Raw genomic sequence first — 19,703 nt, forward strand, 5'->3', positions numbered from 1 at the left:
TTTATGCAATTGGTCAAAAGCGTTTTATTTGTTCCTGAACATGCTAGCTTTCCTAGTAGTATTGCTCTATCTGCATTGCGTGAAATGGGAGTGGAGCGGAGCGTTTTGAGTTCAGGATGACTTTTTGAAGATTTTATCCATTTGCATCGGAAAAACGATGAGGTAATGAAATCAAGAATGGCAGCATGAACCAAAACGCGCAGCGAAACTCTTTTCTCGACAGTGGAAGAGCATCGCGAGGACGCTTTTTTTGAAGATTTTATCCATTTACATCGGAAAAGCGATGGACAATGAAATCAAGAATGGCAGCATGAACCAAAACGCGCAGCGAAACTCTTTTTTTTAATAGACAGAAGATAGGAGAACAACGGCATGCATAAACAGAGGCTCATAGATGGATGGCAGCATTATACCGGCGGTCTCGGCGGCGTCTGGGAAGTATGGCGCAGCGACAAACTGAACAATCATTACAATGTCCCCTGGCAGGAAGTGACGCTTCCTCACAGCTATAATGCTTATGATGTGATGGACCCGGACCGGACGTATTATCAAGGCCAAGGCTGGTACCGGCTTAAAGCGAATATCGATAATCCTTATCCGGGCGGACGCACCTTGCTTCACTTCGAGGGGGCTGGTCAGCGTACGGATGTGTATGTATATACCAATAAAGCAGGCTCGCATCTTGGCGGCTATGATGAATTTACAGTGGATATTACGGATGCAGCGAAGGAAGCCGCCGGAATGGAGCGTTACGCCGGTAGAGTGCCGATAGCGATTTGCAGCGACAACAGCCGTGATCTGGAGACGATCCCGTCGGATGCCAATGACTTTCATGCGTACGGCGGTGTTTACCGGTACTTGAATCTTGTGTATGTACCGGCCATATCGATTGAACAGGTGCAGGTGACGACGGAATGGACGGGGGTGCCGGAAGAGGCGAAGGCAGGCAGAGGCCCGGTAAAAGTGCGGGTTAATGTCTCTTTATATAATCCCGAGCAGCATCAGGAAGAGCTGACTGTTGCAGTTATTCTCCGTAATCCACAAGGGGAGGAGGCAGGGTGCGCCACGATTCATTCCAAGCCTTGGGAAGGAACGCAGCCGATTATAGAATTTGAATTAAACGATCCAGATAGATGGTCGACTGATACGCCTAACCTGTATTCGGTTACGGTCATGCTGGAGAGCGCTCATGGGCAAACCGAGCTCAGCGAACGCTTTGGCTTCCGTACATTCGAATTCGTCGAGCACGGTCCTTTCCTATTAAACGGCGAACGGCTGCTGCTGCGGGGAACACATCGGCATGAGGATTATGCAGGGGTTGGACCTGCTATGACCGAAGCGATGATTCGTAAGGAGCTGCAGGTCATCAAGGATATGGGAGTGAACTTCATCCGCTTGGGGCATTATCAGCAATCGCGGATCGTGCTCGACCTGTGCGATGAGCTGGGCATCTTGGCTTGGGAGGAAATCCCGTGGAGCCGTGGCGGCTTGGGCGGGGAAGGCTACCGCCAGCAATGCCGGGATATGCTGGAAGCGATGATTACGCAGCATCGGAATCACCCGTCCATAGTGCTCTGGGGCCTCGGCAACGAAAATGACTGGGAATGCGATTTCGATTACTTCGATCAGAATGAGATCAGAGCTTTCATGAAGGAGCTGCATGAGCTGTCGCATCGGCTGGATCCTTCCCGGCTGACGGCTATCCGGCGCTGCGACTTTTGCAAGGATATCGTCGATGTGTATTCACCTTCTATCTGGGCGGGCTGGTACCGCGGCATTTACACCGATTATGAAGAAAGCTGCAAAACGGCTGCTGCTGACGTTCGTTCGTTTTTCCACGCGGAGTGGGGAGCAGATAACTTGGCAACTCGCCATGTCGAGACACCGTATACTGGCTTTGCTTCCATAACAGGCGGAGCGGGCAAGACGGACGAGCGGGACGGGGACTACTTGCTGGTTGGCGGCGAGCCGCGGGTCTCGCGTGACGGCGATTGGTCGGAGACGTATTTCTGCGAAATGATCGACTGGTATTTAAGCGCGCAGGAACGGATGGATTGGCTGACCGGTGCGGCACAATGGGCGTTTAAAGATTTTGCGACGCCGGTTCGTCCCGATTCGCCAATCCCCTATTTGAACATGAAAGGCGTCGTAGAGCGCGACCTGACGAAAAAGGATGCTTATTACGTTTTTCAGTCGTATTGGGCTGTAACACCGATGGTACATCTGGCCGGGCAATCGATGCCAGTGCGGTGGGGAGCGGCGGGAGAGCGCAAGGTTGTGAAGGCTTACTCCAACTGCGGGTCGGCTGAGCTGTTCTTGAACGGTATTAGTCAAGGAACGAAGCGGCGGGACTCGAATGATTTTCCGGCGGCAGGCTTGCGCTGGGAGGTTCAGTTTGCGGCAGGCGAGAACCGTTTGAGTATCGTTGCGGAACGTGACGGCGCGGTCGTCCGAGATGAGCTGGTGTTCCGCTATCAGACGGAGACTTGGGAGGAACCGGCTGAAGTCCGGTTAACGGCTGAGCGGCAGGATAAGACGGGGCTATATGAGGTAACGGTTAAAGCCTATGACCGGCATGGCGTTTTTTGTCCCGATGCAGCTGGTTTTATCCGTTTCGGAGCATCGGGAGACGGCAAACTGCTCGACAATCTCGGCACGGTGCGAGGCTCAAGACTGGTGCAGCTTGCCAGCGGCCGGGCGAGCATATTCGTGGATCCGCATGGAGCACCGCCTCCGCGTATTGCGGTAGAGGAATTTTTCACTGCCGGAGGACCAGCCTCCTCTTTGCAGCAGCATAAGAATACCCAAGGTCAAATATCTCATACGATCGTCAGCGCAGCCTGTGATGGTATGGCAACGGTATTTGCAACCATTAGCGCTAGCCGTGAAGGCATCAATGGCAATGAGGAAGGAGAGTAGAAGATGACGGAGCAGCAGGTATTTGATTTTAAGAAGCCATTTGCGATGATTTTGGATAAAACGGAACGTATGATTGCGCAAATTGGAGATAAATCGCCGCATGTAGCCAAAGCAGACGGACAGTATGACGATATGCGCCACGATTGGTGGACATCCGGTTTTTGGCCAGGTATGCTATGGATTTTGCATGATATGACGGGGAAGGACATTTATAAGAACGCCGCATGGGGCTGGGATGAGAAGCTGGAGCGCAAAATGATGCAGCCAAGCAATTTCCACCATGACGTCGGCTTTCAATTTCTTCCGACTGCCGTTATGAAGCATAAGCTGACTGGCGATGAGGACGGCTTGCGTAGGGGATTGTTTGCCGCTAACTTTTTGGCAGGCCGCTACAATATTGAAGGCCGGTTTTTGCGGGCGTGGAATCAGGAGAAGCTGGGCTGGTCGATTGTCGACTCGACGATGAATCTGTCTCTGCTGTTCTGGGCTGCGCAAGCCTCGGGCGATCCGCGCTTCGCACATATCGCGAAGGCGCATGCGGACACGGGCGTGGACCGGTTTGTCCGGGCGGATGGATCAGTCCGCCACATCGTCAGCTTCGATCCGGAGACGGGCGAATATTTGGGAGCGATCGGCGGGCAGGGCGCCGGCCCGGATTCGGCTTGGAGCCGCGGTGCAGCATGGGCGCTGTATGGCTTGGCGAACACCTACCGCTATACGAAGCAAGAGAAATATTTGCGCGCTTCCCAGCGGGTCGCCAATTTCTTTCTCGCCAATCTGCCAGAGGATTCCGTTCCGCATTGGGATTTCCGTGCGGCGGAAAGCTTGGAGCAGGAACCGAGGGACAGCTCAGCCGGTGCTTGCGCTGCGTCGGGATTGCTAGAGCTTGCCTCTCATCTGCCTGAAATTGAAGGCGGTATCTATCGCAGCGCGGCAGAACGTATGTTGAAGTCGTTGCATCACAATTACGCAACTTGGAATCAGCCCGAGCATGAGGCGATTTTGCTGCAAGCGACGGGCAACCGTCCGGCTGGTGTAGACGTGAACGTGTCGCTCATCTATGGCGATTATTTCTTCGTCGAGGCGATTGCCAAGCTGAACGGCTGGACGAATCGGATTTTCTAGACCTCTTACCCGAAGGTGCTAGGTCCATCAATCAGCAATGGTAAATAAAGAAACTGCTTCTATCGTAAAATCCAGCCATCATTTTACGAAGGAGCAGTTTTTTTGTTATGCTCTGAAGGAACGAGAGATGGTGTATTGCGTGCTTGTGTAGCGAAGCGTCTTCGTAAAATAGCGCAGGTAGGTTCGCTCATAGGTGAACGGTGAGTTATAGCAAAGACAAGTCGGCTTGTGGGAGAGCTTGTGTCTCATAGCGAAGCGTCTTCGCAAAATAGCGAAGACAAGTTCGCACGTGGGAGAGCTTGTGTCTCATAGCGAAGCGTCTTCGCAAAATAACGAAGACAAGTTCGCTGACAGGCGGCGAATTGCAACGCTAAAGTCGATCAACGAACCAAATTTCGCTATTGGAGAACCGAGGTTCGCGAAAAGCGAAATTCTCTTCGCTCCGAGCAAGCTCGTATGCTGCATACTGGAGCTACAGCGAAGAATGGTTCGCAAAATAGCGAATCAGGTTCGCTCGGGAGAAGAGCGAGCTGCCGGAACGAACCCGCCTTCGCAAAATAGCGAACCAGGTTCGTTCGGCGGAAGAACGAGATGTCCAAACTAGCGAGTATGCGCCACATGCAAACAGCAGCAGTTTGTCAGGCTTCCAATAAGAGTACTAGAAAGGATGAAGAAGCGAACATGAGCAAAACAATAAATATTATTGCAATCTCGGGAAGTTTGCGGCAGAAGTCATCCAATACGGCATTGATGAATGCCATTATTGGCTTGGCTCCTGATTCTATGAAGTATACGATTTATAACGGGTTGGGCGATCTGCCGCATTTTAATCCTGACTTGGATACGGATGAGGGGCCAGAATCGGTATTGTATCTCAGAAATCAGTTGGAGGCAGCAGATGGCGTGCTGATTTGTACGCCTGAGTATGGCAATGGTGTGCCAGGTGTGTTGAAAAACGCGCTGGACTGGCTCGTATCGTCCACTGTTATGATGAATAAGCCGGCAGCGGTCATTAGCGCTTCACCAACCCCAATGGGCGGGGATAAGGCGCATGCTTCATTGCTATTGACGCTGAATATGATTAATACAAATGTTGTTGAAGGCGGTAAGCTGATCATTCCCCACATTAATTTAAAGCTGAACCAGGAAGGTGCAATCACCAACGCGGAGCTGGAACAAGAACTAAAAGCGGTGCTTAAAGCGCTTGAGGAAGCTTGCTCTTGATGGAGTCCACTTGCCATAAGGCAATCATCCTTTTTTCAATGCAATAATCAAAAAGAAGGTTACCTAAACCATTCTTTTTGACTTCTCAGACTGTAATCGCTTACAATATAGCTACGCTTAGTTTTCGGCCACCCGGCCGAGAAGCGGGGGAACCAGTCAATTGGGGCGAATCATTCGTGAATGTAGGGTACCATCTTACCCGAGCCCGTCAGCTAACCTCGTCAGCAGTGGATGGGTCTGCTTCTAATTGAATGTGATCAACCAGAGACCCTATTTTTTATATGGGTCTCTTTTTGTCTTTTTTTGGACCCTGCTGGCGGCACACTGGCTTCTTGACACAAAAGGCTCCCTTTATTCTCACATTATGGGACGAAGGAGAGAGATATGGTGCAGAAGGTACGGTACATTACAGATGTTGCGAAGGTTGAGATGTTGTCTGAACGCGAGAAAGAGGCTTTGAAGCCAATTACGGACAAATTCGTGTTTCGCGTCAATGATTATTACCTCCAGTTAATCGATTGGAATGATCCTCATGATCCGATCCGCAAACTCGTCATTCCTAATGAGGGAGAACTGTCCGAATATGGACGCTGGGATGCTTCTGATGAGGATACGAACTATGTGGTCCCCGGCTGCCAGCACAAATACCGGACGACGGCGCTGCTTATTGTCTCGGAGGTATGCGGATCTTACTGCCGCTACTGCTTCCGCAAGCGGTTGTTCCGCAACGATGTGAAGGAAGCGATGTCTGATGTAGCGCCAGGTCTTGCTTATATTGCTCAAACGCCCGAGATTAACAATGTGCTTCTCACCGGCGGGGACAGCCTCATTCTGGCAACCGCCAAGCTGCGTACGATTATTGAAGGACTTCGAAGCATCGACCATGTCAAAATCATCCGGCTAGGCTCGAAAATTCCGGTGTTCAATCCGATGCGGATTTACCAGGATGAGGAGCTGCTGGAGCTGATCCGGACGCATTCGACAGAGGAGAAGCGGATTTATGTAATGGCGCATATCAACCATCCCCGTGAAATTACGCCCGAAGCTAGAAGAGGGTTCAAGGCTTTGCATGATGCAGGAGCGATTGTCGTGAACCAAACTCCGGTTCTTAAGGGCATTAACGATGATCCGGCTGTATTGGGCGAGCTGCTGGACCAGCTGTCATGGGCAGGCGTTACGCCTTACTATTTTTTCGTAAATAGACCTGTGGCCGGCAATCGTGAATTTGTGCTACCGCTTGAGCGGGTTTACCAGATTGTAGAGGAAGCAAAGGCGAGAACCTCCGGTTTGGGCAAAAGAGTACGTTTATCCATGAGCCATACATCCGGCAAAATCGAGATCTTGGCGATTGAGAACGGCAAAGCCTATCTCAAGTATCATCAGTCAAGGGACGAGGATTATGGGAAGTTCATGATGCTGGATTGTCCGCCCGATGCCGAATGGTTCGACGATCTCCCGGGCAGTGAGCACTATTGGACGAAGCCGGTGAAAAAGAACGATTCTATCATTTCTGTTAACGAACTAGCGAGCAGGCAAAGCTGCGCAGCTTTTGATTAAATGAATTGAATCTACCAATCCGCAGGGCAGCAAAGTCATTTTAGGACTTTTGCTGCTTCTTTTGTTTTCCAATTATTGATAAAGTGGTAAACTGGAAGGTAAAATGTAGCAAATTGGAAAAGAAAGCGGAGAGATCAGATATGAATAGCAAAATAGTAGTCAAACTGACAAATCTAGTTGGATATACGGCGAGCATTTCGACGATTTTATTATGGATTATTTTTGTATGGGTGAATCCGTATGGTCCTGGAATGGAAAAAACGAGCGCATTTATTACATTTATGATGCTTGTGCTTCCTGCTGTTATTTTTGGAACGGGTCTCATGCTGGAGAGAAGTATGATTTTATTAGCAGCTTATATATGGAGTTTTCCGTATAGTATATATATGGTTGTTACGCCAGGCGTGTTTATGCTGTTTGGCATGACAAGCTTTATCTATTTTATTTGTTTTATGATGTATCGGTTTCGCGGAGTCAAATATTGAGGCATCCAGAGCAATAAGAAGAGGGGGCCCAGCATGAGAAAACGGAGTTTTACTCTATTTATTCTGATCGTTCTAGCATTGGCAGGGTGCTCGTCAGGCAGCCGGCTCATTTTTGAAGATGAGGATATTAAAATAAAACTAACAGCTTTCCAAGTGAAAGAGGACTATACCGAATATGAAATCGAGGTGAAAAATGACGGCAAGGTCGAAGTGAGAAATCTCAATTTCTATCTTTCTTTTCCTGTGATTACTACGAGCGGAACAAGCGAAAATCCGTTCAAGCTGGAAGGTAGAACAGGCCGAGATCGGCCAGTTGTACTCAGCCCGGGCGAAAAAACCATATATACGTTTAAAGCGCCGATTCAAAAGGTATTCGGAGATTCCAAGCTCCTTAACTTCAATCAGCCTTTCGTCGATTTAAACGGTACGATTTTATATAAGAAGAAAGAGATTCCTTTTAGTAAGGGAATGGGCTTGGGGCTCGTCGAGGACAGCGATAAAGAGAGCAGCAGCCAATAACAATAAAAATAATTTCATCAGGGGGAATGCCCATGTGGCTGATCATTGGCTTAATATTTTTTGTTCTATGTATCTCAAGCATTATAGGCAACCAAGTGGTCTCTTTGCGAAAAATGGATGACATGCAGAAATCGCTGGAGGAGCTGAACCAGAGTCTCCGGGAGTTGAACAGGAAGCAAGAGCATTGATGGAAGGGAGCGGCAGCTTAACAGCCAGCGCATAAATTTTCATGCATTCGACAGGGATTACTGCCCTCCTTTCGTTCTCAGAATTTCTATATTTCTAGATACATAGAATCAATGAACGAAAAAAATTACTCCAGCAAATAAGGTGCGTATCGTTGCGCCACTTCGCGGTTTACACGGTAGTAGATATACGTTCCGTCCTTGCGTTGTTCAAGCAACCCGCAATCTGCCATTTGCTTCAAGTGATGTGAAAGCGTTGAACTAGCTACCGTTACGAGTCTGGTTCCAATATCGGTGCAGCATAAATCGGCCTCTCGCGTAAGAAGCATAGCGATTTTGATCCGGGTAGGTTCTCCAAGTGCTTTATATACTTTAACAGCTTGACGAACGTCTTTATGTTCTCCTGCCATCGTAAATTCACCTTTTTTCAACCGTAATATTTCTGAATCCGTAGAAACAAAATAGCATACCTAGTAAATACTTGCAACTTTTCGTTTATCTATTTTCTCTAAAAGCCCGCCTCGGGCTTTTTTGTCGTTTCTATCGTTTTCTCCAATCAAATTGATGAAAAACCAATCGTTGTGATATGGTTCCGCTTTCATTTCCTCCCTATACTTTTAAACAAAGGGGTGACACGATGCTTGCAAGTCTGAGAAAATACCGCTGGCAGTACATGATGATTTTACCGGCCTTCGTACTTTTATTCCTATTTAATTACGTACCGATGACCGGCATACAAGTGGCATTCAAAGATTTTCACATCGGCCTGACGGTATGGAACAGCCCGTGGGTCGGCTTTGAAAACTTTGCATTTTTGAAAGATGAACAGTTTTGGATTGTGGCTCGAAATACGATCTACATCGCGGCGCTAAAATTTGTGTTCGGTTTCCCGGCACCAATTCTATTGGCATTGTTGATCAATGAAGTTCGCAACAGCGTCTTTAAGCGGTTTGTCCAATCGGTCAGTTATTTGCCGCATTTCTTCTCATGGATTGTTATTGCTTATATTCTGCAATCCCTGCTTACGCTCGACGGCGGATTGGTCAATCAGCTCATTACGAATCTGGGCGGCGATCCTGTTTTCTTTCTAGGTTCGACCGAATGGTTTCGGCCAATGATTGTCGTAAGCGGCATGTGGAAGGAAGTAGGCTGGAATACGATTCTGTATTTGGCGGCTATTACGACCATTGATCCGCAGCTGTATGAAGCGGCTAAAGTGGAAGGTGCCGGCAAGCTGTCGCAGATTCGTCATATTACGATACCAGGCCTGATGCCTACAATTACGATCATTCTCATTCTGAGTATGCCAAGTCTGATTGCTGTCGGAATGGATCAGATTTATCCGTTGATGAATCCGGCGAACCAGCCGGTAGCAGACGTACTCGATACGTACATTTTACGCAGCGGCTTGCAGCAGGGCTACTTCGGACCGGCAACGGCAGTGGGCCTTATCTCTTCGCTCATCAGTCTGATCCTCGTCGTAACGACCAATAAGATATCCAACAAGATGAACGGGGAGGGGCTCTGGTAAGCATGAAACTTTCAACTGGCGAAAAGGTAAGTCAGATAGTTATAGTTGTGTTTCTGGGCCTGCTATGCGTATCTGTTATTTATCCGTTTATGTACATGCTGGCGATATCGCTAAATGTAGGCAGTGATGCTGCAAAAGGCGGTGTATACTTATGGCCGCGGGAGTTCACTTTGTACAATTATGAAGTCGTTCTTGGCAATTCGGTCATTCAGCACGCTTATATCATTACGATTCTCCGCACGATTATCGGCACCATTTGCGGTTTGTTTATTACATTGATTGCAGCATTTGGCCTGTCCTACCGGGCGCTGCCACTGCGGAATACGCTGCTCGGCTACATTCTGGTCACGATGCTGTTCAGCGGCGGTTTGATTCCGTTCTATATTCAGCTCTATAACTTAAATCTGATCAATTCATTCTGGGTCTATATCATTCCAACTGCTTTCTCAGCCTGGAATATGTTCGTTATGATGAAATTCATTCAAGGCATTCCGGATGCGCTTATCGAGTCCGCTGAAATCGACGGCGCCAACCCGGTTCGCATCCTATATTCGATCATTATTCCGCTTTCTAAGCCAATGCTGGCGGCGCTTGGTTTGTTCACCGCCGTTATGCACTGGAACGACTGGTTCGCAGGGGCGTTCTACGTATCCGACCAGACGCTGATTCCGGTACAGACCTTCCTGCAGCAGCTGCTTTCCGCCCAGGATATATCGGTCGTACTTGGCTCCAATAACAATCAGGAAGCGATCGCCCGGGGCTCGATGTTATCCAACGTCACTCTGATGTCGATCAAAATGGCTACGGTCATGGTCAGTGCGCTGCCAATCCTTTGCGTCTATCCGTTCCTGCAAAAGTATTTCGTTAAAGGTGTATTAATCGGATCGGTCAAAGGGTAAGCCATAACTAACGGGTATAGGGCACTACAAAATACCAATTACAAGAAGAGAGAGGGGAAGCATGACATGAAAGTACAACGGGGAGCAAAAGGATGGGTCGCTTTAACGCTCGCAGCTTTGATGCTCGTTCTTGCAGCTTGTTCGTCAGGCGGCGGGGGCAAAAAAGAAGAGGGAAGCCCGAATGCCGGTGCTACAGCAGCAGCAGGAAACGAATCCAAAGCATTTAAGCTTTGGCTGGGCTGGACGGCAACGATCAATAACGACAGTATGGTACAAACGTATTGGAGAGAGAAAGAGCCGGGCATTAACGTTCAAATCGAGGCTACGCAAGGCGATGCCATGACGGCGCTTAATCTGAAATTGAATACAGGCGGATTCGAGGATGCGGCGATTTTTGGCCGTACCGATATCGTCACTTCCGCTATGATTAAATCCAATACGGTTCTGCCGCTGGAGCAATACTTCGATATGCCGGATAAATATCCGGGTCTGGCTGCCATTCCTAAGGTTTATCTGGATAAGATGAAGGATAAAGACGGCCATATCTGGTCGATTCCGGCTTGGTTTGACCAAAATCCGCAAGACCCTTGGCCGGGCTGGGCTTCACTTGGCTGGTTCGTCCGTTCGGACGTGCTGGAGAAAACAGGCATGACGGTGGATGATCTGAAAACGATCGACGGCGTTGAAAAATATTTGAAAGCTGCTTCTCAGCAAAAGGATGCTTCCGGCAAAAACCTCATTCCGCTCAGCTTCTTGTCTGACGCGAACGATGAGAATGTCATTCTGAGCACCTTCGGCGTGACGGTTGCATCGGCAGGCGGCGTCGTTCCAGTTGAGAAAAAAGGCGACGGCTTTGAATTCATCTACGATAATCCGCAATACAAAGCTGCTTACCAATGGATGAACAAGCTGTACCGTGAAGGCTTGATGGATCACGAGGTTATTACCGACAAGAAAGAACGCTACAAAGAGAAAAACAAAACCGGTCGTGTTGCATTGAATGCCGGCGGATTCTTCAATATGGATGCTCAGCTGTGGGAAGTACTGGACGGTCCAACAGAACCGGCTTGGTACTATCAAGCGATTCCTTACCCGCAAGTAGAAGGCGTTAGCAAAGTGGGCGCGAATCAAATCGTTAACCCTTACCCTGCCAACGACATCTTTATCAATAAAGATACGAAAAATCTTGGCGCTATCTTGAAATTCTTTGATTACACGCTGACGCAAAAACCAGAGCAGCAGCAGGTTGTAAGCGAAGGCCCTCCAGGCGTGTTCTGGGATTGGGTTGATCAATCGCTTGGCAAATGGACATACACGGATGAGAAATACCAACAGGCACATGATTCCGGTGATGCAGCGAAGGTTGCAAGTACGAACCCAGGTTTGTACGGCGCTGCGTCTTACAGCAATGAATGGTACCCGTGGTGGAACTACGGCGTAACGAAGCCGGAAGGCCGCTTGAAAACGATCCAATTCACGGAGAGTATCGGTAAAATGGGCGGTATCCGTGTCGCTGAATCCTACGATATGGTGAAAGCAGAATCGGGCGGCTTGTGGGAGAAATATTTGCCTGAGCTTGAGAACGTAAGAAAAGAGTTCAAAGCTAAGCTGTTGATGGCTAAGGACGACGCTGCGTTTGAAGGCGCATGGAAGGACTTCCAAGCTGCTCTTGAGAAACGCGCGCACTGGACGGATTTGAAGAAAGAATGGCAAGCAACGCTTGATGCAACGAAAGCTTAATGGAATAAAAAAAGGGACAGGGGAAGCCGCATCGCGGTTTCCCTTTCGTTCCCGTACGGCGCGCGTGCTATACTGAACGTGTGAAAGGGGTCAGGCACCGTGAGATTATGGCTGGAGAAACAAGTGATTCGCTTCACCCGTGGAATGAACCTGCGCAGCAAAGTGCTGGTTATGTACGGGCTCATTTTAGTTTTGCCTACTTTAGTGTTAGGGGGCAGCGCCATTTATTTGGTCATTCAAAGCTTTCATCAAAGCTATTTGACGACGGTAGATGAGGCTGTAAGACAAACGGCTCAAAACGTCGATTTTGGCAAAAAAAGCTATGATTTGCTCGCTGTTCGGACGGCGACTGATGGTGAGCTTATATCCAGACTCGGGCGCAGTTACGCCGATATGACTGAAATATTGGATACCGTCAATTATGTGGACCGCACATTCCTTATTACGAGCAAGTATTTGCCGGGAATTGCGGATTTTCGCATTTATCATACGAATGAAACGCTGGTGCAGGACGGTCAGCTGCTGTGGCGGCCAGAGAAGCGGTCGCTGGTTGGCATGGATGAGCAGACTTGGTATGAAGAGGCGGCCAGCAGCGATCAAGCGCTGCGCTGGAGCAACGCGCCAAGCAATCCGAAGCAAATTGTCATTACGCGCAAAATTATGGGTGCCGACGGCAGCCTGCTGGGCATGGTCTACATTTTACTCAATTATGACAGCGTTTTCGGCGAATTACTCGATAAACCGTTCAAAGGTGCGGGAAATTTATTTGTTGTCGATAGCAGCCGGCATGCGATTGCGGCGACGGAGACGGCGAAAATCGGCAACCGTATCGTCACAAAGGAATGGCCGATGAGTGACACGGAGGAAGAATCGGCAGCGGAGACGGATGGCTCGCCAGCCGTGTATGACCTCACTCCAACTAAAGAGCTGTTGATCGCCAAGCCGCTTTCCTCTGGCTGGGAGGTCGTCGCGCAGCTTCCAATGCAGTACATGGACAGTCAGAACCGGAGGATCTTGTTGCTCAATGTTTCGATAACGGCGCTCTTTCTTTTATGCTCGCTATTTCTGATCATGACGATCGTCAAAAATATGGTATGGCGGATCCGCAAGCTGGGGACGCGAATGAGCGATCTATCGCGCGGACAGTTTGAGGTCAGCGTTCGCCATAATAATAACGATGAGCTGGGCGACCTTGAGAGCATGTTCAATTCGATGTCCGAGCGGCTGGGCAAGCTGGTGGAAGATATTACGAAGGCGGGGTTGATGGAGAAGGAGCAAGCATTCAAAGCGCTTCAAGCGCAGATCAACCCGCATTTCATTTACAATTCCTTGAGTCTGCTTCGCTGGCGTGCGCTGGATGTGCAGGATGAAGGGCAAATTCAGATCATCGACGCACTGACGACCTTTTACCGGCTGGCGCTCAATAATCAGATTAGTGTCATCCGTATTCGCGATGAGCTGGAGCATGTCAAAGCCTACTTGGATATTCATCAGTTCCGCTATCCGGATCGGGTTCGGGTGGAATGGGACGTTGACAGTTCCGTGCTCGACTTCTATACCATTAAGACCGTGCTGCAGCCGATTGTTGAAAACTGTTATTTACATGGAGCGATTACTCGTAAGAAGGACGCATTCATTCGCGTCTCGGTGAACCGAGAGGGCGATAATATTCGAATGTCTATCCTTGATAACGGCAATGGCATTGCTGAGGACGTTCTGAACGGAATCGAGGCGGGAACGCATATAGGAAAAGGCAATGGATTTGGCACGGCTAACATTAAGGAACGGCTATCGCTTTATTTTGGCAGCAGGGCTTCATTCATCATAGAAAGCGAGGCTGGCGAATGGACGCGGGTAAGTATCGTATTTCCGGCATCCGCGGAACAGCCTGCCATTAGGAGGGAAATATAACATGCTAAACGTGATGATCGTAGACGATGAGCCTTCCAACATTCAAGGACTGGTCCGTTATATTAAGTGGCAGGATCATGGGTATGCGCCTCCGGTGACGCATGAATCGGGAGAAGAAGCGCTGGAGGCACTTCAAGAGACGGAGTTTGACGTTCTTATTTCCGATGTATCTATGCCAGATATGAACGGTATTGAACTGGTAGCAAGAGCCAAAGCGCTTTATCCACATATTCAGGTTCTGATGATTAGCGGCTACAATGAATTTGAATTTGTTCAGGATGCCATTCATGTTGGTGCTCAAGCTTATGTACTGAAGCCGCTGAAGTTTGAGGAAGTGACGAGCCGTCTGGATACGTTCCGGGCTACGCTTGAGAAAATGCAGCAGATTGTCGAACAGACGAGCGAACTGGAGAAAAAAGTATCCGGCAGCCTGAAAGTCGTCAAGGAACGTTTCGTTAACGATCTGATCGCTGAAATGGTGCAGACCGACGACATGCTGCTCTCGTGGAAAAGTTTGATGGAGCTGCCTCAGATTGCCCATGGATTGCGAGTCATCCTGTTTGGCCTCGATCATTTCTTGTCCTTAAGCAAGGATGCCAAGGAACGAATGGTGCTGGGGAGCGGTTTCCGCAAAACGGTGGATGTTGGCTTATCCGATCTGGAATCGCTGTATGTGGCGCAGACAGCTCCGGATGAAATAGCGGTGCTGCATGTCAATCCGACGCCGGAGGAAAGCGCGGCGTTAGAGAAGCAGATGGTTTTCATCCAGCGCATGATGGAGGAGCAGTATGGATCTACCGTAACAGTCGGTTTAAGCCGAACGGGTGACGGCTGGGTGGATGCGCCGCTCTGCTATAAGGAAGTAAAGTTCAAAATGGCTCAGGCGCGGCTCATGTCCGACGGTCAGATTGTCCATTACGATCCGACGGACTCGCATGAGTTCAAGGAATATCGGCTGCGCGAGGAATTTATGCCGAATATCGTTAAGCTGATGGAGTCAGGAGACCGGGCCAAAGTGGGCGAATATATGAACCGGGTATTCGACTTGCTGCAATCCCAGGAGCCGTTCTCTTTCTCTTACGCTCAAGCGTTTGGCATGAGCTTTCTTAGCGAACTGATCCGCATTTTGAAATGGCAAAACGGAGCAGAGGGCGAAATCAATATTTTAATGTGGCGCAGAATGCTCGATTGCAGCAGTACCAGCCAAATTATCGAGCTGTTGGTCGAATACGTAGATCGCTATATGCTCGTTGAGAAAAAAGAGCAAGGACATCAGCTCCATAATCTGATTCGACAAATTGCCGCGTTTATCGAGGAGCGTGTCCACGAGAGCTGGACGGTGAAGCAGCTTGCCGAACAGTTTAATCTGAACGCCAGCTATTTAAGCGTGTTGTTTAAGAAGGAGATGGGGAAGACGATTTCCGAGTTCGTTCAGGAAACCCGCATCCAGCTGGCGAAGCAACTGCTTCAGGACCCGGGCATTAAAGTGTACGAAGTAGCAGACCGGGTGGGCATTCAAACCTCAGCCTACTTCACGTACCTGTTCAAAAAGATGGTCAACTGCACCCCGCAGGAGTTCAGGGACCATCACTATTCGGTCGATGGATCGGGAAGCGGCGGCGGAGCCAGGCCGGGGGCTGGGCGTTAGGGGCTGGCTTTTCCTTACGGCAAGCGGGAGGCTTGAAGCAATTCATTCGTTTGTATGCGTGTAAGTAGCGAATGAGGAAGAGCTCGATTCTTTTTCGTGAATTAAAAGATAGAGAGTTTATCCGCATGGTATCACGTTGGAAATATCCAACGTAGAAGCGGGAAAGCAGCAAAGAATGCGCCTTACGTTGGAGAAATCCAACGTAAAGGCGGGTAGTGCAGCGGAAGAGTAGCCTAACGTTGGATATTTCCAACGTAGAGGGGGGAAAGCAGTAAAAAATGTGCCCTAGGTTGGAAAAATCCAACGTAGAGGCGTTAAACTAGCAGAGAATAAGCTCTATGTTGTAGGAAGTACATGTTGATTGGCTGCAGCATTTTGATAATCCTTAATAGCTCCAAAGCAACGATCAAAATGCAAAAGTGCATTTGAAAAGCCTCCATTTCGCTCTATCGAGGCTTTTCAGGTCAATCAAACTGCACATTTACATTTTGAAGCGATAAAGCGACTGAAATATGGATATCACATTCAGTTCTACATTTTGATTTCCTAGCTCAGCGGGAGAGTACTATTGTGACAGGGTAGGGGTCAGAAGTTAGATGGCAGAAAAGAGCAGACGGACTCGCTTCAGCGAACCGTACTGCTCTTTTCTTATTCTGTGAGCATCGTTTCAGAGCGTATTTCTAAGAGGATAATGTGTTTTTTTATCGAGTTTGATAAGGGACATTGTTGACTTGAAAATGGAGTGATAACCTGATTTTGTAAGATTAAATTTACAATTAAAGGAGGAAGATGACACAAATTCACTGAGGTTGATAGGGCAGTGTGTAGGCGGCTTAAAAACTCAAATGGAGAAGGAAGTGTAGATCTTGAAATTGAAAAAATGGCTGGTTGCTTTGATTGCCCTTATGCTGCTGATTCCGGCGATGTCGGCTAATGCGGCGACAGGAGCTTATGTAACAAACGTCACTTCCAATTCATTGACCTTGTTGTGGACGCTTCAATCTGGAGAAAATTATGTTCATGTTTATAAGGACGGGACCTTTTATTCCACAATGGCGGGGAATGGCATCAATGTTACGGGGCTCAGCCCTTGCACGACGTATAATTTCAATGTTGTCAGCGGCCAAAGCGGGTATTCCAGCACGTCGACATCCGCAACTACATTGGGCTGCGATCCGACTCCAACTGCTCCAGTCATTACGTACACAACCGGCCCTTATTACAATATCAATCTTTCATGGACTGCGACGAACGCGACCAGCTATGACATTTACAAGGATAATGCGTTTGTGGCCAACACGACAAATACGTCTTACACGATTTCGGGCTCAATGAGCACGACCCATGCGATTAAAATCGTCGCCAAAAATAATACGGGACAGTCGGCCTCTTCAACGATTTCTGTCACGACCCCCGGCTTCTCCAATTCATGGACGGCAGCATTGAACGCAGGAAACATCAGAGTAGGTACGGCAATAGCTAACCAAAGCTATACGTCTTCCACGACCATGTATATGGATCTATATCGCGTAACGGCTTCGGGAGACGTATTTGTAGCGAGCACTAGCGTATATCTTAACCCTTCGCAATCGACAGGAGGCTGGTACAATCTTGCCTACGGTCAGCCTGCGGGAACATACAAAGTGACGCTCCATTCTACTTATGCCAGTACATCCGGAGCTTCGTTGGGGAATTTCTAAGGACTGAAATGACAGTAAGGAACAAAGAGCAGACGGGATCGCTTCAGCGAAACCTGTACTGCTCTTTGCTTTTTTTTGAGAGCATTGCAGCAAAGTTTAATTGATAGAGGTTCTACAGCGATAGTTTGTGCAATGAGGGAGCGGAGCGTTCTGAGTTCATGATGACTTTTCGCTGATTCGCTCCATTTTGCATCATGAAAGCAATCGGAGATATTTTTTTATTCTTGTTGTATGTTATAATGCACATATGTATTGTATAACGCACATTCATAATCAAGGGGGACCATCATGCATCCCATTAATATTAGCATTAGCAAAAATGTATTAAGGATAAGGAAGGACCGAAAGCTCAGCTTAGATCAAGTTGCAGAACTATCAGGGGTCAGTAAAGCGATGTTAGGTCAAATTGAGCGGGGCGAGACGAATCCTACCATAACAACGCTCTGGAAAATCGCGAACGGGCTGCGTATTTCTTTTTCTTCCCTGATCAAGGAAGAGTCAGCGCTGGTTACCATCATGTCTAAAGAAAGTGTAGTTGCGCTTACGGAGGATGAAGGAAAGTACCGCGTGTACCCCTTGTTCCCCTTTGATCCCAAGAAGCAGTTCGAAATGTATGCGATGGAAATCGACCCGCAATGCTGCCATGAATCAGAGCCTCATCATGAGGGTGTAGAAGAATATATATCGGTAACCGAAGGGACGTTAGAGCTATTAATAGAGCAGGAGCTATTCATAGTGAACCCAGGCAGCACGATTCATTTTCAAGCGGAAAAACCGCATGCCTACCGAAATTCGGGAGAATCAACGGTCAAATGTATGCTTACGGTTCATTATCCGGGCTAACGGCTAGAGGCAAGTTAGACGGTTTAGGAGGGGAAATAGAGACTTGGAAGCTCACAAAGATTATATTCCAGCACCTGCACATGCAGTAGAAGTAACCGAGGATACTTTCCTTCAGGGGATAAAAGATTGTATTCCAACTCTGCTCGGTTACTTAAGTATAGGATTTGCTGCAGGTGTTGTTGGTCATACTTCAGGCTTAAGCATCGTTGAAATTACGCTAATGTCTTTGCTGATCTACGCCGGTTCTGCGCAATTTATCGTTGCCGGAATGCTTGCGGCACAAGGATCGGCGATTGCTATTATCGCGACGGTATTCATTGTCAATCTTCGTCATATGCTGCTTAGCGCAGCTTTATCGCCTTATTTTCGCCAATTAACTCCCTTAAAGACGATGTTAATCGGCTCGTTGCTTACAGATGAGACATTTGGCGTTGCAATCAATCAGACGGCGAAGAGAGCAGCTCTTAGTGCGAAATGGATGAATGGACTTAATTTGACTGCTTATCTCAATTGGATTGTAGCCACAGTAGCCGGAGCTTTTTTCGGTCAATGGATTACAGATCCAGAGAAGTATGGTTTGCACTTTGCTTTGCCTGCCATGTTTATCGGTCTTCTCGTCATTCAAATCATGAGCCGGGGCAAAATTCGTAAAGATCTGGTTGTCGCAATCAGTGCAGGTGTCATCGTTATCGGAGCAAGCTTTGTGCTATCTGGAAGCATGGCTGTCATTGCTGCAACTGTTGTTGCCGCAACATTAGGAGTGGTGGTGGAAAAGTGGAAGTAAGAGGGGATGTGCTGCTGGTCATTATTGGTGCAGCTCTTGTCACGCTAATTCCGAGAGTAGTGCCGCTTATGGTACTGAGTCGCATGAGGATACCGGATTGGGTCATGCGATGGCTGAATTATATCCCGATAGCCGTCATGGCCGCATTGGTGGGGGAACAATTAATGACGGCAGAGGGCGGCCTTTTTCAGAATAAGATAGAACTGCTTGCAGCGCTGCCGACATTTGCAATGGCCATACTTACACGCAGCCTATTAGGAACCGTTGCGGTTGGAATTGTTTCAGTGATGGTGCTTCGTCTTCTTTTATAATCGGTAGCTGCCAAGACTAAATTTCGAATTTGTAAAATAAGGAACATTTTTACTTCGTTTTTTGATAAAATGAATAGATACTAACGCTAATACGACAACATACGACTCTGCCTTTAGGATTGATTATCTTAGGTAGGGTCGTTTTTTCATAGGAGGGAGGACCTTGCATGGAATATCTATTTATTGCAGTTGTGGTGTTCTTTATCATCGCATTGGGGGTTCGCGTCGGAGTGGACTCTTCTAAGAATGCGCAATATACGAAAGAGTTATTGAAAGAGTTAAGGGAAATGAAAGAGCTACTGCAAAAAGGAGAGTAGACCAT

17 protein-coding genes and 1 riboswitch are annotated in these 19,703 nt (G+C 48.3%); of the genes, 16 read left to right on the forward strand and 1 reads right to left on the reverse strand.

What is annotated here, in order from left to right:
* Positions 1-372 precede the first annotated feature (372 nt).
* The 6 genes from IEX98_RS06430 to IEX98_RS06455 all read left to right on the forward strand — a co-directional run bounded on the left by IEX98_RS06430 (position 373) and on the right by IEX98_RS06455 (position 7,829).
* Complete coding sequence (locus IEX98_RS06430; protein ID WP_188888124.1) at positions 373-2,919, forward strand: glycoside hydrolase family 2 TIM barrel-domain containing protein; 2,547 nt, start codon at positions 373-375, stop codon at positions 2,917-2,919.
* Between the two features lie 3 nt (positions 2,920-2,922).
* Entirely contained in the window at positions 2,923-4,044 is a 1,122-nt protein-coding gene (locus IEX98_RS06435) for a glycoside hydrolase family 88 protein (protein ID WP_188888125.1), read from the forward strand.
* A 681-nt stretch (positions 4,045-4,725) separates the two neighbouring features.
* Positions 4,726-5,268, forward strand: coding sequence for an NADPH-dependent FMN reductase (locus IEX98_RS06440; RefSeq protein ID WP_188888126.1), 543 nt, complete (start codon positions 4,726-4,728; stop codon positions 5,266-5,268).
* Positions 5,269-5,372: 104 nt separating this feature from the next.
* Positions 5,373-5,510: riboswitch (cyclic di-AMP (ydaO/yuaA leader) on the forward strand.
* 142 nt (positions 5,511-5,652) lie between these two features.
* Positions 5,653-6,825 carry a KamA family radical SAM protein gene (locus tag IEX98_RS06445; RefSeq protein WP_374705325.1) on the forward strand — a complete coding sequence of 391 codons (1,173 nt, stop codon included), beginning with the start codon at positions 5,653-5,655 and terminating at the stop codon, positions 6,823-6,825.
* A 140-nt stretch (positions 6,826-6,965) separates the two neighbouring features.
* Positions 6,966-7,310 (forward strand): hypothetical protein, encoded by a 345-nt coding sequence (locus IEX98_RS06450; RefSeq protein ID WP_188888127.1) that lies wholly within the window; start codon positions 6,966-6,968, stop codon positions 7,308-7,310.
* A 33-nt stretch (positions 7,311-7,343) separates the two neighbouring features.
* Positions 7,344-7,829 (forward strand): hypothetical protein, encoded by a 486-nt coding sequence (locus IEX98_RS06455; RefSeq protein WP_188888128.1) that lies wholly within the window; start codon positions 7,344-7,346, stop codon positions 7,827-7,829.
* 313 nt (positions 7,830-8,142) lie between these two features.
* Here IEX98_RS06455 and IEX98_RS06460 read toward each other — a convergent pair whose 3' ends face one another.
* Positions 8,143-8,424 carry an ArsR/SmtB family transcription factor gene (locus tag IEX98_RS06460; protein WP_188888129.1) on the reverse strand — a complete coding sequence of 94 codons (282 nt, stop codon included), beginning with the start codon at positions 8,422-8,424 and terminating at the stop codon, positions 8,143-8,145.
* 227 nt (positions 8,425-8,651) lie between these two features.
* On the opposite strand from IEX98_RS06460, the gene IEX98_RS06465 reads away from it, so the two are divergent.
* The 10 genes from IEX98_RS06465 to IEX98_RS06510 all read left to right on the forward strand — a co-directional run bounded on the left by IEX98_RS06465 (position 8,652) and on the right by IEX98_RS06510 (position 19,698).
* Positions 8,652-9,545: an ABC transporter permease gene (locus IEX98_RS06465; RefSeq protein WP_188888130.1), complete on the forward strand. Its 894-nt coding sequence runs from the start codon at positions 8,652-8,654 to the stop codon at positions 9,543-9,545.
* 2 nt (positions 9,546-9,547) lie between these two features.
* On the forward strand, positions 9,548-10,444 hold the full coding sequence (locus IEX98_RS06470; RefSeq protein ID WP_188888131.1) for a carbohydrate ABC transporter permease: 897 nt from the start codon (positions 9,548-9,550) through the stop codon (positions 10,442-10,444).
* 66 nt (positions 10,445-10,510) lie between these two features.
* Entirely contained in the window at positions 10,511-12,184 is a 1,674-nt protein-coding gene (locus IEX98_RS06475) for a hypothetical protein (protein WP_188888132.1), read from the forward strand.
* 99 nt (positions 12,185-12,283) lie between these two features.
* Positions 12,284-14,095: a cache domain-containing sensor histidine kinase gene (locus IEX98_RS06480; protein ID WP_229692010.1), complete on the forward strand. Its 1,812-nt coding sequence runs from the start codon at positions 12,284-12,286 to the stop codon at positions 14,093-14,095.
* Position 14,096: 1 nt separating this feature from the next.
* Positions 14,097-15,743, forward strand: a complete 1,647-nt coding sequence (locus IEX98_RS06485; protein ID WP_229692011.1) for a response regulator transcription factor — start codon at positions 14,097-14,099, stop codon at positions 15,741-15,743.
* 866 nt (positions 15,744-16,609) lie between these two features.
* Positions 16,610-17,443, forward strand: a complete 834-nt coding sequence (locus IEX98_RS06490) for a hypothetical protein (protein ID WP_188888133.1) — start codon at positions 16,610-16,612, stop codon at positions 17,441-17,443.
* Between the two features lie 288 nt (positions 17,444-17,731).
* Positions 17,732-18,286 (forward strand): helix-turn-helix domain-containing protein, encoded by a 555-nt coding sequence (locus tag IEX98_RS06495; protein WP_188888134.1) that lies wholly within the window; start codon positions 17,732-17,734, stop codon positions 18,284-18,286.
* A gap of 43 nt (positions 18,287-18,329) precedes the next feature.
* On the forward strand, positions 18,330-19,070 hold the full coding sequence (locus tag IEX98_RS06500; protein ID WP_229692012.1) for an AzlC family ABC transporter permease: 741 nt from the start codon (positions 18,330-18,332) through the stop codon (positions 19,068-19,070).
* A complete protein-coding gene (locus tag IEX98_RS06505) occupies positions 19,061-19,381 on the forward strand; it encodes an AzlD domain-containing protein (RefSeq protein ID WP_188888135.1) in 321 nt (106 codons plus the stop codon). The genes IEX98_RS06500 and IEX98_RS06505 overlap by 10 nt, the downstream gene beginning before the upstream one ends.
* A 167-nt stretch (positions 19,382-19,548) precedes the next feature.
* Complete coding sequence (locus IEX98_RS06510; protein WP_188888136.1) at positions 19,549-19,698, forward strand: hypothetical protein; 150 nt, start codon at positions 19,549-19,551, stop codon at positions 19,696-19,698.
* Positions 19,699-19,703: the final 5 nt, after the last annotated feature.

The sequence above is a fragment of the Paenibacillus radicis (ex Gao et al. 2016) genome (assembly GCF_014641555.1).
Taxonomy (GTDB): Bacteria; Bacillota; Bacilli; order Paenibacillales; family Paenibacillaceae; genus Pristimantibacillus; species Pristimantibacillus radicis.